The 13,327-nt window shown below is 66.7% G+C and carries 14 protein-coding genes; 11 read left to right on the top strand and 3 right to left on the bottom strand.

Annotated elements, in window-relative coordinates; genetic code table 11:
* The first annotated feature begins 37 nt into the window (after window positions 1-37).
* The 5 genes from E4A48_RS16210 to E4A48_RS16190 all read left to right on the top strand — a co-directional run bounded on the left by E4A48_RS16210 (window position 38) and on the right by E4A48_RS16190 (window position 3,097).
* A complete protein-coding gene (locus E4A48_RS16210) occupies window positions 38-508 on the top strand; it encodes a YiiD C-terminal domain-containing protein (RefSeq protein ID WP_003468094.1) in 471 nt (156 codons plus the stop codon).
* Between the two features lie 37 nt (window positions 509-545).
* Window positions 546-965, top strand: coding sequence for a hypothetical protein (locus E4A48_RS16205; protein WP_058196326.1), 420 nt, complete (start codon window positions 546-548; stop codon window positions 963-965).
* A gap of 53 nt (window positions 966-1,018) precedes the next feature.
* Window positions 1,019-1,453, top strand: coding sequence for a rhodanese-like domain-containing protein (locus E4A48_RS16200; protein ID WP_142742787.1), 435 nt, complete (start codon window positions 1,019-1,021; stop codon window positions 1,451-1,453).
* An 88-nt stretch (window positions 1,454-1,541) separates the two neighbouring features.
* Window positions 1,542-2,054, top strand: coding sequence for a protein-export chaperone SecB (secB, locus tag E4A48_RS16195; RefSeq protein ID WP_142742786.1), 513 nt, complete (start codon window positions 1,542-1,544; stop codon window positions 2,052-2,054).
* A 17-nt stretch (window positions 2,055-2,071) separates the two neighbouring features.
* On the top strand, window positions 2,072-3,097 hold the full coding sequence (locus E4A48_RS16190; protein WP_142742785.1) for an NAD(P)H-dependent glycerol-3-phosphate dehydrogenase: 1,026 nt from the start codon (window positions 2,072-2,074) through the stop codon (window positions 3,095-3,097).
* A 169-nt stretch (window positions 3,098-3,266) separates the two neighbouring features.
* On the opposite strand, the gene E4A48_RS16185 is transcribed toward E4A48_RS16190, so the two are convergent.
* From E4A48_RS16185 to E4A48_RS16175, 3 genes are all read right to left on the bottom strand, one after another.
* Window positions 3,267-3,839, bottom strand: a complete 573-nt coding sequence (locus E4A48_RS16185) for an OmpO family porin (RefSeq protein WP_039008414.1) — start codon at window positions 3,837-3,839, stop codon at window positions 3,267-3,269.
* A gap of 353 nt (window positions 3,840-4,192) precedes the next feature.
* Entirely contained in the window at window positions 4,193-4,672 is a 480-nt protein-coding gene (locus E4A48_RS16180; protein WP_039008387.1) for a tRNA (cytidine(34)-2'-O)-methyltransferase, read from the bottom strand.
* Between the two features lie 41 nt (window positions 4,673-4,713).
* Window positions 4,714-5,028: a hypothetical protein gene (locus E4A48_RS16175; protein WP_058196329.1), complete on the bottom strand. Its 315-nt coding sequence runs from the start codon at window positions 5,026-5,028 to the stop codon at window positions 4,714-4,716.
* 408 nt (window positions 5,029-5,436) lie between these two features.
* On the opposite strand from E4A48_RS16175, the gene E4A48_RS16170 reads away from it, so the two are divergent.
* From E4A48_RS16170 to E4A48_RS16145, 6 genes are all read left to right on the top strand, one after another.
* The gene (locus tag E4A48_RS16170; RefSeq protein ID WP_142742784.1) at window positions 5,437-8,310 is read left to right on the top strand and encodes a M16 family metallopeptidase; all 2,874 of its coding nucleotides are present in this window, start codon (window positions 5,437-5,439) and stop codon (window positions 8,308-8,310) included.
* Between the two features lie 363 nt (window positions 8,311-8,673).
* Complete coding sequence (locus E4A48_RS16165) at window positions 8,674-8,991, top strand: DUF4156 domain-containing protein (protein ID WP_039008381.1); 318 nt, start codon at window positions 8,674-8,676, stop codon at window positions 8,989-8,991.
* 102 nt (window positions 8,992-9,093) lie between these two features.
* Window positions 9,094-10,110, top strand: coding sequence for a 3-oxoacyl-ACP synthase III (locus E4A48_RS16160; RefSeq protein ID WP_003468109.1), 1,017 nt, complete (start codon window positions 9,094-9,096; stop codon window positions 10,108-10,110).
* 304 nt (window positions 10,111-10,414) lie between these two features.
* Window positions 10,415-11,578 (top strand): protein adenylyltransferase Fic, encoded by a 1,164-nt coding sequence (fic, locus tag E4A48_RS16155; protein WP_142742783.1) that lies wholly within the window; start codon window positions 10,415-10,417, stop codon window positions 11,576-11,578.
* Window positions 11,575-12,210, top strand: a complete 636-nt coding sequence (locus E4A48_RS16150; RefSeq protein ID WP_058196333.1) for a hypothetical protein — start codon at window positions 11,575-11,577, stop codon at window positions 12,208-12,210. Before fic ends, E4A48_RS16150 begins: the two co-directional genes overlap by 4 nt.
* Window positions 12,207-13,112 (top strand): alpha/beta fold hydrolase, encoded by a 906-nt coding sequence (locus E4A48_RS16145; protein ID WP_058196334.1) that lies wholly within the window; start codon window positions 12,207-12,209, stop codon window positions 13,110-13,112. Before E4A48_RS16150 ends, E4A48_RS16145 begins: the two co-directional genes overlap by 4 nt.
* The last annotated feature ends 215 nt before the right edge of the window (window positions 13,113-13,327 follow it).

Raw genomic sequence — 13,327 nt, 5'->3', positions numbered from 1 at the left:
GCATTATGCGAGCCCCTACCGGCAGCACAATCGCACCATGGCAGCGGATCTTCCTTTCGATGCGTTCCTGCAGCAGTTGCAGCGGCAGTTCGACGCGATGCCGCCGGTGGCGGCGCTGCAGGTCGCGCTGCAAGGCTATGCCGAACAGCGCTTGCATGTGGTCGCGCCGCTGGCGGCCAATCTCAACGACAAGGGCAATGCCTTCGGCGGCAGCCTCGGCTCGGTGATGACACTGGCCGGCTGGGCGCTGGTCAATTGCGAACTGCACCGTGCCGGCCTGCAGGCCGACGTTTACGTCGCCGACACCCAGGTGCGCTACCTGGCGCCCCTGTACGCCGACCTGCATGCGCAGGCCGGCGCCGACGCGGAAGCCGACTGGAACGCGTTCGTGCGCACCTTCCGCCAGCGCGGCCGTGCCCGGATCGGCATTCAGGCCCAGGTCGGGCCGGCCGCCGCCGCCGCCGCCGCGACGCTGAGCGGCCGCTTCGTCGCCATCGCGAGAGGGTAGGATGCGCGCACCGCTCGCGCCCATCCGGAAACCCGCCATGCACTCGACGTTTCGCGCCCTGGTGCTGCTGCTGGCGCTGGGTTTGGCCGGCACCGCGCTGGCCGGCAGCCGCAGCCAGCAGAACAAGCTCGACGCCCTGCAGGCCGCCTACGGCACGGCGATCCGCTGGAGCGAGTTCGAGTCGGCCTGGGAAGCGGTGGACCCGCCCTACCGGCAGGCGCACCCGCTGACCGATCTGCAACTGGAGCGCTACCGCCAGGTGCAGGTGTCCTCCTACAAGGTCGGGCGGGTCGGCGTGCTCGACGGCGACGCGGTGCGCGACATCGAACTGGGCGTGATCAACCGCAATACCCAGGCCGAGCGCATCGTGCGCTACCGCGAGCGCTGGCGCTGGGACGCGCAGGCCAAGACCTGGTGGCTGCTGGACGGGCTGCCGGACTTGTGGAACGGCCAGTAGCGCCGCCCGCCAGCTGTGCGACAATCGGCGCCCGCTTCCAGCCCCTTATTCCTGTGAACTTCGAAGAACCGCTGGCCTTCGCCGGCCGCAACCCGATGCTGGCCCTGGCCCTGGTCGGCCTGACCATCGCCCTGATCGTCACCGAAATCGCGCGCCTGTTCCGTGGTTTCAAGACCCTGCGCCCGGCCGAACTGACCCTGCTGATCAATGCCGGCAACGCGGTGCTGGTCGATCTGTCGGCCGCGGCCGATTTCGAGAAAGGCCATATCGCCGGTAGCCGCAACGCCACGCCGAGCCAGTTCGGCCCCGAGCACAAGCTGGTGGCCAACGCCAAGGCCGCGCCGGTGGTGCTGGTGTGCCGCACCGGCAGCACCGCCGATGCCGCCGCCAAGCAGCTGAAGAAGGCCGGCTTCGAGCAGGTCTACGTGCTCGACGGCGGCATCGCCGCCTGGCAGCAGGCCGATCTGCCGCTGGTCAAGGGCCGCTGATCGCGCCGCCCGGCCGGGCGCCGAGCGCCGCGGCCGGCATGTGATAATCCCGAATCTCTTTGTTACCTGAATCCACCGGAGTCAAGCAATGTCCGACGTCACCAACAACGGCGCCACGGCGCCGGCCGAAGCCGGCCCCGCGTTCACCATCGAGAAGATCTACGTCAAGGATGTGTCCTTCGAGTCGCCCAACGCGCCGGCGGTGTTCAACGACAACGTGCAGCCGGAGCTGCAGCTCAACCTCAACCAGCGCGTGCAGCGCCTGAACGAGCAGGCCTTCGAAGTGGTGCTCGCGGTGACCCTGACCTGCACCGCCGCCGGCAAGACCGCGTATGTGGCCGAAGTGCAGCAGGCCGGCGTGTTCGGCCTGGTCGGCCTGGACCCGCAGGCGGTGGACGTGCTGCTCGGCACACAGTGCCCGAACATCCTGTTCCCGTACGTGCGTTCGCTGGTCAGCGACCTGATCCAGGCCGGCGGCTTCCCGCCGTTCTTCCTGCAGCCGATCAACTTCGAAGCGCTGTACGCCGAAACCCTGCGCCAGCGCGCGCAGCAGGACGAGACCAAGTCGCTGGCCGACTCGGAGCCGGCCGGCAACGCCTGACGCGTCCGCCGTTGCGCATGCGCGATCACCCCGCGAAGAAGATCGCTGTCCTCGGCGCCGGCTCCTGGGGCACCGCCCTGGCCGCGCTCCTCGCCCGGCACGGTTTTCCGACCGTGCTGTGGGGACGCGATGCCGCCGTCGCCGAGGCGATTGGGCAGCGCCACGAGAACCCGCGCTACCTGCCGCAGATTGCGTTGCCGGCGGCGCTGCAGGCCACCACCGACCTGGCGGCGGCCGTGCACGGCGCCGACTGGATCCTGGTGGTGGTGCCGTCGCACGCGTTCACCGAAACCCTGCATCAGCTGGCGCCGTTGCGCCCGGCGCAGGCCGGCGTGGCCTGGGCGACCAAGGGCTTCGAGCCGGGCTCCGGGCGCTTTCTGCATGAAGTCGCACAGCAGATACTGGGCGATGACGTGCCGCTGGCAGTGGTGACCGGGCCGTCGTTCGCCAAGGAAGTGGCGCTGGACCTGCCGACCGCGGTGACCGTGCACGGCGATGCCGCGTTCGCACAGCAGGTCGCAGACGCGATGCACGGCCCCACCTTCCGCGCCTACACCGGCGACGACATGGTCGGTGCCGAGTTGGGCGGGGCGATGAAGAACGTACTGGCGGTGGCCACCGGCGTGGCCGACGGCATGGAGCTGGGCCTGAACGCCCGCGCCGGCCTGATTACCCGCGGCCTCAACGAAATGCTGCGGCTGGCCGCGGCGATCGGCGGCAAGCCGGAAACGCTGATGGGCCTGGCCGGACTCGGCGACCTGGTGCTGACCTGCACCGGCGACCTGTCGCGCAACCGGCGCCTGGGCCTGGCCCTGGGCCGCGGGCAGACCCTGCACGACGCGGTCCGCGCGATCGGCCAGGTGGTCGAGTCGGTGCAGACCGCCGACGAAGTGATGCGCCAGGCCGAACGTCATGGCATCGACCTGCCGATCTCCAACGCGGTGCGCGCGGTGCTGCACGGCGCGATGACGCCGGCGGCGGGCCTGCAGCAGTTGCTGGCCCGCGAGCAGAAACCCGAGTATCCGACCACGCTGTTCAGCTGACCGCGCCTTGTTCCAGACACGAAAAAGCCCGGCCGAAGCCGGGCTTTTTCGTGTCTGCGGCCATCCAGCCTGCATGGCGCACAAAAAAAGAAGCCCGGTCCTGGGACCGGGCTTCGAACCGCGCGCAGCGGGAGAGAGAGACGCGGCGCGCAGTGCTACGCGGTGCTGCTTACCAGCTGAAGCGCGGGCCGACGAACCATTCCTTGTCGCCGTCGCGGTTCATCTTCAGGTCCGCGCTCAGGCCCCAGTTCTGGTTGAGCTTGGCCTGGGCGCCGAGGCGGCCGTAGAACTCGCCGTCCGGGTTGCTGCCGTTCTTCTTGGTGTAGTCCTCGTAACCGCCCAGCGCATACACCTCAAGGTACGGGTTGAACGCGGTACGGATGCCGGCTTCGGCGCTGTAGCCGTTGAACTTGCTGCCGAATTCCGGGTCGAAGCGGTTGTAGGCCACGCGGGTCACCAGGTCGGTGCTGGTCGAGATCTCGTGGTTGTAGCCGGCGCCGATGCGCCACTGGTCGACGTCGACGTCGCCGAAATCGGTCTTCTGGCGGTTGAAGTCGCCGAACACGCTGAAGTTCGGGTTGATCGCGTAGGAGCCCTTGATGGCCCAGCCATCCGCGTCGCCGCCGTTGGCGTCGGTCTTGATGTAGCCGCCTTCGACGTAGTTGTAGGACAGGCCTTCGGCAGCGGAGGCAGCGAACGGCAGGGTGGCCAGGAGGGCGAGAGCGAGCAGAGAAGTCTTCATGATCGGGATATCCTTTTATTGGTTTAGTCGGCGCTGAGGCGTGGGCCGTTCGCTGCCGATATGTAAATTATCCGTTAGCCACCCGAACTTCCCCTGAATTTAAAACTGACCGGTACATAAATCAGACAGTATGTTCAGGAACTTTTGGGGTGCGGTTGTAGCCGCGGCGGCTGAATGCGCTTCCGGCGCGGCGCCGCAAAGCCGGTCTGCGCCGCACGTTCTGCCGCCCCATAGATAAATAAGGTGCGCACGCGCCGCTGGCCTCGGCGTTGATGCGCGCCTTGTCCGCGCGCCCGACGCGCAGTCCGGCCCAGGGAAACGCGTTCGCGATCGGCCGGCGGCCTGCCGTGCGCTCAATCCGCGCCGGGGAAGCCCAGCTGCCGCCATGCTTCGAACACCACCACCGCCACCGCGTTTGACAGGTTGAGGCTGCGGTTGTGCGGGCGCATCGGCAGGCGCAGGCGTTGCGCGGGCGGAACCTGCTCCAGCACCTCGGCGGGCAGGCCGCGGGTCTCTGGGCCGAACAGGAACGCATCGCCGTCGGCGAAGGCGGGCGCATCGTAGCGGGTGCTGCTGCGGGTACTCAGGGCGAACAGGCGGCGCGGAGCGATGGTCTGCAACGCGGCGTCCAGCGAAGCGTGGACCTGCAGGCGTGCGTATTCGTGGTAGTCCAGGCCGGCGCGTTTGAGCTGCTTGTCCTCGAGCTCGAAGCCGAGCGGCTCGATCAGGTGCAGCTGGGTGCCGGTGTTGGCGCAAAGGCGGATGGCATTGCCGGTGTTGGGCGGTATTTCGGGTTGGAACAGCAGGACATGCAGCGTGGGCGTGGCGGTCATCGGCGCAGTTTACGCGCCGGCGCCGGTCAAGCGTCGCCGGCTCAGCGCGCCAAGCTGGTGGTCAGATCCTGACTCAGGTTCTGCAGGCTTGGCTGTAGCTGCAGCATCGCGCTGTCCAGGGCACCGCTGACCACGCTGCCGATCGCGATCACGCTCTGGGTGTCGGCGCTCGGACGCACCTGCAGCGCGGCCAGGGTGACGACGCCGCTGTTGCGCTCGACGCTGCGCTGGGCGATCTGCTCGGCGGAAGGGCGGACCTGCATGCTGTCCAGAGTGGCGATGGCAGGTGCGGCGATGGCCGGCGCGGCGAGCAGGGCGGCGATGGCGAAGCTCAGGGCGAAGGAAACGGTTTTCATGGCGGGCCTCTTTAGTGTTATTTAATAGTGGTGATGTAGTAATGGGTAACACCAAATCAGGGTGTGCAAGACCCTCTTCTGCCTTTTATCTTTATTAAGCTCTTGTTCACTTTTTCAATTTGGCAGTGTTTTGTTGCGCCCAGCTGCAAATCAGATCCTGTGCCAACTTCAAGGCTTTGTTATTCCAGTTTTTTTGTGAGCCGTGTGTCCGCGGGCGGACACACGGTCCCTTGCGTCCGTCTTCGGCTTGCCGGTCACCTCTCGGGCAGCGGCGTCGGCGCATCGCGTTCAGCATCGACGGTGCCGGCGATGCTCAGGAGCGGACCGAACGGCATACGCGGGCATGGCGCCGGCCCGTTACGATCGAGGCCTGGCTCTCCTTCCACTCATTCCTCAAAAGGAACTTGCATGACCGTGTCGATCCGCCCGCGTGGGGCGCTGCTGGCCATCGCCCTGTCCACCGCGCTCGGCGCGCTGAGCTACGCGCCGCCGTCGAGTGCGGCCAGGCCGCCGGCGGCGGCGACAGTGGATATCGCCTACGAGCAGTTCACCTTGCCCAACGGCCTGCGCGTGGTGGTGCATACCGATCGCAAGGCGCCGATCGTGGCGGTCAACCTCTGGTACCACGTCGGCGCCAAGGACGAGCCGGCCGGGCGCACCGGTTTCGCGCACCTGTTCGAACATCTGATGTTCCAGGGCAGCGAGAACCACAGCGGCGAGTTCTTCGAACCGTTCAAGCAGGTCGGCGCCACCGACCAGAACGGCACCACCAACAGCGACCGCACAAACTATTTCGAGAACGTGCCGACCACCGCGCTGGACATGGCGCTGTGGATGGAGTCCGACCGCATGGGCCACCTGGTCGGCGCCATCGACCAGGCCGCGCTCGACGAACAGCGCGGCGTGGTCCAGAACGAGAAGCGCCAGGGCGAGAACCAGCCCTACGGCCAGGCCTGGGACAGGCTGAGCCGCGCGCTATATCCGAAGGGCCACCCGTACCACCACAGCGTGATCGGCTCGATGAACGATCTCAACGCCGCCTCGCTGGCTGACGTGAAGCAGTGGTTCCGCACCTGGTACGGGCCGAACAACGCGGTGCTGGTGCTGGCCGGCGACATCGATGTGGCCACCGCGAAAGAGAAGGTCGCGCGCTATTTCGGCGACATCCCGGCCGGACCGAGCATGGCGCAGCCGCAGGTCGACGTGGCCCAGCGCACCCAGTCCACCCGCGAGACGATGACCGACAAGGTGCCGCAGGCGCGCATCTACCGCGTCTGGAACGTGGCCCAGACCGGCACCGAGGACATCGACCGCCTGCAGCTGCTGGCGCAGTTGCTGGGCGGGGCCAAGTCGTCGCGGCTGGACCGTCGCCTGGTGCACGAGGACAAGCTGGTCGACCAGATCAGCGCCGGCGCCTGGCCGTCGCAGCTGGGCTCCAGCTTCGGCATCATCGCCACGGTGAAGCAGGGCGTGGATCCGGCCAAGGTCGAGGCGGTGATCGACGAGGAACTGCGCAAGCTGCTCGACAATGGGCCGGACAAGGACGAGCTGTTGCGTGCCAAGACCGCGTTTCGCGCAGGCTTCGTGCGCGGCATCGAACGCATCGGCGGGTTCGGCGGCAAGGCCGATGCGCTGGCCGAGTGCACGGTGTTCACCGGCGATCCGGGCTGCTTCCGCACCTCGCTGGCCACGATCGAATCCACCCGCGCGCGCGACCTGAAGGCGGTGGGCCGCAAATGGCTGGGCAAGGGCGATCACACCCTGGTGGTGCAACCGGGCGAGCGCGTGGCGCTGGCCGAGGATCCGGCGGTGCAGCCGGCGCCGCTGAATGCGCCGCCGGTCGATCCGAAGTACCGCGCGCTGCCCAGCGTCGTCGATCGCAGCGCCGGCCCGCCCAAGACCACCCAGTTCCCGCAGTTGAAGTTCCCGGCGTTGCAGCGCGCCACGCTGAAGAACGGCACCCAGCTGATCCTGGCCGAGCGCCACGACGTGCCGGTGGTGCAATTCAGCTACGAATTCCATGGCGGCTTCAGCGCCGACCAGGGGCGCAAGTCTGGCACCGCCAACTTCACCATGGGCATGCTCGACGAAGGCGCTGGCGAGCGCGACGCGCTGGGCTTCGCCGATGCCGCCGACAGCCTGGGCGCCGCGCTCAGCGCCGGTGCGTCGCTGGATGGCAGTAATGCCTACCTGTCGGCCTTGAAGGAGAACCTGGCGCCGTCGCTGGCGCTGTACGCCGATTTACTGCGGCGCCCGCGCTTCGAACAGAAGGAGATCGAGCGGATCAAGGCCAGCTGGATCGCCGGCATCCGCCAGGAGAAGGCGCAGCCCAACGCGGTGGCGATGCGGGTGCTGCCGCCGCTGCTGTACGGCGCCGGCCATCCGTATGCGATCCCGTTCAGCGGCAGCGGCACCGAGGCGGAGATCGCGGCGCTGGAGCGCGCCGACCTGGTCGATTTCCAGCGCGACTGGATCCGTCCCGAGCAGGCCACGCTGATCGTGGTCGGCGATACCACGCTGGCCGAGGTGGTGCCGCTGCTGAATGCGCAGTTCGGCGACTGGAAGGGCGAGGGCGCGGCGCCGGCGCTGCGGGCGCCGGCGGCGGTGCCGCGTCCGAGCAAGCCGCGGGTGTATCTGATCGACCAGCCAGGCGCGGTGCAGGCCAACCTGTTCGCCGCCGAACTGGTGCCGCCGACCACCGAGGCGTCCTCGATCCGGTTCGACATCGCCAACGGCGTGCTCGGCGGCGACTTCACCTCGCGGCTGAACATGAACCTGCGCGAGAGCAAGCATTGGTCGTACGGTGCGCGCAGTTCGGCCTCCAACGCCCTGGGCCAGCGCCCGTGGTCGGCTGCCGCGCCGGTGCAGATCGACAAGACCGCGCCGGCGCTGCAGGAGATGCAGAAGGAGATCAACGCCTTCGCCAGCGGCAAGGCGCCGCCGACGGCGGAGGAAGTGGCGCGGATCCGCAACATCCAGACTCTGAGCCTGCCCGGCGCCTACGAGACCGCCAGTTCGGTGCTCGGCGCGATTGGCGGCATCGTGCGCTATGGGCGGCCCGACGACTACGTATTCACGCGCAAGGCCGAGATCGAGGCGATGACCCCGGCGCAGGTGCGCGAGGCGGCGGCGACGCTCGATGCCAACGCACTGACCTGGGTGGTGGTGGGCGACCTGAAGCAGATCGAGCGCCCAGTGCGCGCGCTGAAGCTGGGCGAGGTGACGGTGATCGACGCCGACGGCAAGCCGCAGGGTGCTGCGCCGGTCGCGCCGAAGCGCTAAGGCGGCGGCTTCGGGGGCCGAATGAGGATATGGGCGGAGCCTTGTGCGCCCAACTCCGCGAGACGCTTCGCGCCGTACCCTCACCCCAACCCCTCTCCCGATGGGAGAGGGGCTTAGGCTGTTCCCTTCTCCCATCGGGAGAAGGTGGCCCGCAGGGCCGGATGAGGGTACGGGCGGAGCCTCGTGCGGCCAAACTCCGCAAGACACTTCGCGCCGCACTCTCACCCCAACCCCTCTCCCGGCGGGAGAGAGGCTCGGCTGCCCCCTCTCCGGTGCGTCCGGCGGTCTCTCATCCATCGGCGTCATTGTCAATTCAGCGATCTGCGGCACAATCCGGGTTCCTTCAACCTGCGGTCCCTGTCCATGCGCCTACCGATCGCGTTGTTCCTGCTCGCCAGTCTCGCCGCCTGCACCTGGGTGCCGATGGCGCCGGAAGGCAAGACCGTGCGTGTGCTGCCGCCAGGACAGGCGCCGGCTGGCTGCGAGAAGCGCGGCGAGGTGGTGGTGTCGGTGAAGAGCAACGTCGGCTTCTACCAGCGCAACCCGCTGCGGGTGCGCGAGGAACTGGAAACCCTGGCCCGCAACGAGGCCCCGGGCGTCGGCGCCAATACGGTGCAGGCGATGGGCGAGCCGGTCGAGGGCGACCAGCGTTATGCAGCCTATCAATGCAGTGTTCGCTGAACCGGTTAAGCCATGCGCTCTGTTTCAGTTTGTTAAAGATGCGGTAAAACCGGGCAACCGCTAGAATTGGCGCCCCTTCGCCTTATCCCGGCGTACATCTCGATGCTCTTCAACAATGTCTCCATCGCGGGACTGGCGCATATCGATGCGCCGCACACGCTGACCTCCAAGCAGATCAACGAACGCCTGCAGCCCACCTACGATCGCCTCGGCATCCGTACCGACGTGCTCGGCGACGTCGCCGGCATCCATGCGCGGCGCATGTGGGATGCGGACATGCAGGCGTCCGATGCGGCCACCCTGGCGGCGCGCAAGGCGATGACCGACGCGGGCATCACCGCCGGCCAGGTCGGGCTGCTGGTCAATACCTCGGTCAGCCGCGACTACCTGGAACCGTCCACCGCCAGCATCGTCTCCGGCAATCTGGGCGTGGGCGAGGAATGCGTGACCTTCGATGTCGCCAATGCCTGCCTGGCCTTCATCAACGGCATGGACATCGCGGCGCGGATGATCGAGCGCGGCGAAGTCGACTACGCGCTGGTGGTGGATGGCGAGACCGCCAACCTGGTGTACGAGAAGACCCTGGAACGGATGACCTCCCCGGACGTGACCGCGCAGGAATTCCGCGACGAGCTGGCCGCGCTGACCCTGGGCTGCGGCGCCGCGGCGATGGTGATGGCGCGCGCCGAGCTGGTTCCGGACGCCCCACGCTACCGCGGCGGCGTGACCCGCTCGGCCACCGAGTGGAACACCCTGTGCCGGGGCAACCTGGACCGCATGGTCACCGATACCCGCATGCTGCTGATCGAGGGCCTCAAGCTGGCGCAGAAGACCTTCGTCGCCGCCATGCAGGCGCTGGGCTGGGTGGTGGACGAACTGGACCAGTTCGTGATCCATCAGGTCAGCCTGCCGCACACCCAGGCCTTCATCAAGAATTTCGGCATCGACCCGAGGAAGGTGATGACCATCTTCGGCGAGCACGGCAACATCGGCCCGGCCAGCGTACCGATCGTGTTGAGCAAGCTGCGCGAGTTGGGGCGGCTGAAGAAGGGCGACCGGATCGCGCTGATGGGCATCGGCTCGGGCCTGAACTGCTCGATGGCCGAGGTGGTCTGGTAGTGGATTGCGCGAAGACAGGCGCCGCCGGTCTTCGCGACGTGCATAAAACATGGCCGAAACGATACATGTCGTTGCGGTCGTGTATATCAAATGGGCTCTTCTTTGCACATGGACGCGGCCACCCCCCGCCATGCGCTACAGCCTACGTTGCTGAAAGAGCCGGATCTCGCTGTTGGGGTGCGGGCCTGGACCTGAATCGCTCGATGTCCAAGCGATGGCTGGCTGTAAGCATCAACGAGGCCAAGACGTGTTAAAAAAAATGGATTTTTAGTACGCGTCATTGCATCATGTTCGCTCTCCGAACATGATCGACGCAGCCATGGAAGAAGTGTCCAAGTTCAAGGCAGCGTTCCCGTACAACGATCTCCCGCTGCTTCCGCCAGCGGGAGACATCGAGACACGCAGCCTGCTCAAGGCCTGCATCACTGCCCGCACCGCCTTGGCCGAACTGAAACAGGCCACGGCATTGCTGCCCAACCCCGCTGTGTTGATGAACACGATTCCAATTCTCGAGGCTCAGGCCAGTTCCGAGATCGAGAACATCGTCACCACGACGGACGACCTGTTCCGCTACGCCGACGATCAGGACAAGGCACAGAAGCCTGCCACCAAGGAGGCATTGCGTTACCGCAGTGCGCTCTATGAAGGTTTCCAGTCGTTGCAGCAGCGCCCCCTCTGCACGGATACCGCGGTTGTCGTCTGCAGCCGCATCAAGGCGGTGCAGATGCAGATCCGCCGCGTCCCCGGTACGGCCTTGGCCAACGACCAGACCCAGCAGGTTATCTATACCCCGCCGGTGGGGGAGACACTGCTGCGCGACAAACTGGCCAACTGGGAACGCTTCATCCATGAGCACACCGACATCGATCCATTGATCCGCATGGCGGTCGCGCACTACCAGTTCGAAGCCATCCATCCCTTCACCGACGGCAACGGCCGCACCGGACGCGTGCTGAACCTGCTGATGCTGATCGAACAGGGATTGCTCGACCTGCCGGTGCTGTATCTGTCGCGCTACATCATCCGCCACCGCAGCGACTACTACCGCTTGCTGCTGGACGTGACCCTGCATGGCCGCTGGGCCGAGTGGATCCAGTACATGCTCAGCGCCGTGGCCGAGACGGCGGCGTGGACCACGGCCAAGATCCAGGCGATCCGCGGGCTGGAGGCGCAGGCCCGCGACTACATCCGCGACCAATCGCCCAAGGCCTATAGCCAAGAACTAGTGGACGTGATCTTCAACCAGCCCTATTGCCGTATTCAGAACGTTGTGGACTTGGTGGGTGTGACCCGGCAGACCGGAGCCCGTCACTTGAAGGAATTGGTAGAGATCGGTGTGTTGCATGAGCAGCGCATGGGCAAGGAGAAGCTGTTCCTGCACCCGACATTTCTTCGCTTGCTCTCTGATGACGATAATCGACTTCCTGCCTATCGCAGGCCGGCGTGGAACGTGGAATCGAGCACATGACCAGCAAGTACGACCAACTCGACCGGCAGACCTTGATCGGTCTGCTGCAGCGGCGTGATGCCGAGCGCCAGCTGGGCCTGGTGTGGGAGCGAGAGGAGATCGAGGTTGACCAGGCGCTCAACGACGATTTCGTGGCGCTGTCGCTGGACGCCGGCCTCAGCCATGGCATGGACGTGGATGTGCCGCTGCTCGCCGAGTTGGTCAGTGCTCAACCGTTGCGTCGCGCAGATCGCGCACTCTATGGCGTTTATCCCGCTGGCCTGAATCAAGACGAATTGGCCATCGCGGAGCGGTTGGATGGCAGCGACCAAGTGAGATGGTGGCACCGCAATCTCCCCAAATCGGGTGTCGGCCTGTACCGCTGGGACGAGGGAAATGGCTTCTATCCGGATTTCGTGGTCTGCATGGCACAGCGCGCAGCGCCGGGGATCGCGTTATTGGAATTGAAAGGTGAGCACCTGTGGGGTGCTCCAACTGAAGTGGACAAAAGTCTGGCGGCGCATCGGGACTATGGCCCAGTGTTCATGGTCGGGCGTAAACGCGGTGAGCGCGACTTCTTCTACCTGCGGGAGCTGGGCGGACGCCTACAAAGCGCGGGTTCCTTCGATCTGGATCGGATGCGATTTACATGAACCACCCCGGCTACCCCTTCACCCCGCAGCGTTTCCAGGTCCGTCCGGGGCTGGCGATGTCCTATCTCGACGAAGGCCCGCGCGATGGCGAGGTGATCGTGATGCTGCACGGCAATCCGTCGTGGAGCTATCTGTGGCGCACGCTGGTGGCCGGCCTGTCGGACCGTTACCGCTGCATCGTGCCCGACCATATCGGCATGGGCCTGTCGGACAAGCCGGACGACGCGCCGGGCGCGCAGCCGGGGTACGACTACACCTTGCAGTCGCGGGTGGACGATCTCGACGCGCTGCTGCAGCACCTGGGTATCGACGGGCCGGTGACGCTGGCGGTGCACGACTGGGGCGGCATGATCGGCTTCGGCTGGGCGCTGTCGCACCACGCGCAGGTCAAGCGGCTGCTGATCACCAACACTGCCGCGTTCCCGTTGCCGGCGGCCAAGCCGATGCCGTGGCAGATCGCGATGGGCCGGCACTGGCGCCCCGGCGAGTGGTTCATCCGCACCTTCAATGCGTTCTCCGCCGGCGCGTCGTGGCTGGGCGTGTCGCGGCGCATGCCCGCCGCCGTGCGCCGCGCTTACGTGGCGCCGTACGACAGCTGGGCCAACCGCATCGCCACGATCCGCTTCATGCAGGACATTCCGCTGTCGCCGGCCGACAAGGCGTGGTCGCTGCTGGAGCGCTCGGCGCAGGCGCTGCCGTCGTTCGCCGACCGCCCGGCCTTCATCGCCTGGGGCCTGCGCGACATCTGTTTCGACCATCACTTCCTGGCCGGTTTCCGCCAGGCGCTGCCGCAGGCCGAGGTGATGGCGTTCGAGGATGCCAACCACTACGTGCTCGAAGACAAGCACGAGGTGCTGGTGCCGGCGATCCGCAGCTTCCTGGACACGCATCCGCTGGGCTGAGGCGCGCCGCGTCGGCTCGCAGCGGCCCGGTACAGCGCCGTCCTCGGGATCGGTGGCGGGCGCGCAGCGCGCCGAGGCGGCGTGGTTGGCCATGGTGCGCGCCGCAGCGCAGCGGTCGCCGGCAGGTTCTGCGCAAACTGCAAACGATGGCAACTCCGTAACGAACAGGTGCCTGTACAGTAAGGCGCAGCGCATGCGGTTCGCCGCAGGCAAGC

The organism is Xanthomonas translucens pv. cerealis (assembly GCF_006838285.1).
Taxonomy (GTDB): domain Bacteria; phylum Pseudomonadota; class Gammaproteobacteria; order Xanthomonadales; family Xanthomonadaceae; genus Xanthomonas_A; species Xanthomonas_A cerealis.
Note: the sequence above shows the minus strand (reverse complement) of the source record. Positions and strands in the feature narration are given on the sequence as shown.

Bases quoted from the DNA above. Each gene is read 5' to 3' on its own strand.
- E4A48_RS16210 (WP_003468094.1), top strand. From the start codon at position 38: ATGGCAGCGGATCTTCCTTTCGATGCGTTCCTGCAGCAGTTGCAGCGG.
- E4A48_RS16205 (WP_058196326.1), top strand. From the start codon at position 546: ATGCACTCGACGTTTCGCGCCCTGGTGCTGCTGCTGGCGCTGGGTTTG.
- secB (WP_142742786.1), top strand. From the start codon at position 1,542: ATGTCCGACGTCACCAACAACGGCGCCACGGCGCCGGCCGAAGCCGGC.
- E4A48_RS16190 (WP_142742785.1), top strand. From the start codon at position 2,072: ATGCGCGATCACCCCGCGAAGAAGATCGCTGTCCTCGGCGCCGGCTCC.
- E4A48_RS16185 (WP_039008414.1), bottom strand. From the start codon at position 3,839: ATGAAGACTTCTCTGCTCGCTCTCGCCCTCCTGGCCACCCTGCCGTTC.
- E4A48_RS16180 (WP_039008387.1), bottom strand. From the start codon at position 4,672: ATGACCGCCACGCCCACGCTGCATGTCCTGCTGTTCCAACCCGAAATA.
- E4A48_RS16175 (WP_058196329.1), bottom strand. From the start codon at position 5,028: ATGAAAACCGTTTCCTTCGCCCTGAGCTTCGCCATCGCCGCCCTGCTC.
- E4A48_RS16170 (WP_142742784.1), top strand. From the start codon at position 5,437: ATGACCGTGTCGATCCGCCCGCGTGGGGCGCTGCTGGCCATCGCCCTG.
- E4A48_RS16165 (WP_039008381.1), top strand. From the start codon at position 8,674: ATGCGCCTACCGATCGCGTTGTTCCTGCTCGCCAGTCTCGCCGCCTGC.
- E4A48_RS16160 (WP_003468109.1), top strand. From the start codon at position 9,094: ATGCTCTTCAACAATGTCTCCATCGCGGGACTGGCGCATATCGATGCG.
- fic (WP_142742783.1), top strand. From the start codon at position 10,415: ATGATCGACGCAGCCATGGAAGAAGTGTCCAAGTTCAAGGCAGCGTTC.
- E4A48_RS16150 (WP_058196333.1), top strand. From the start codon at position 11,575: ATGACCAGCAAGTACGACCAACTCGACCGGCAGACCTTGATCGGTCTG.
- E4A48_RS16145 (WP_058196334.1), top strand. From the start codon at position 12,207: ATGAACCACCCCGGCTACCCCTTCACCCCGCAGCGTTTCCAGGTCCGT.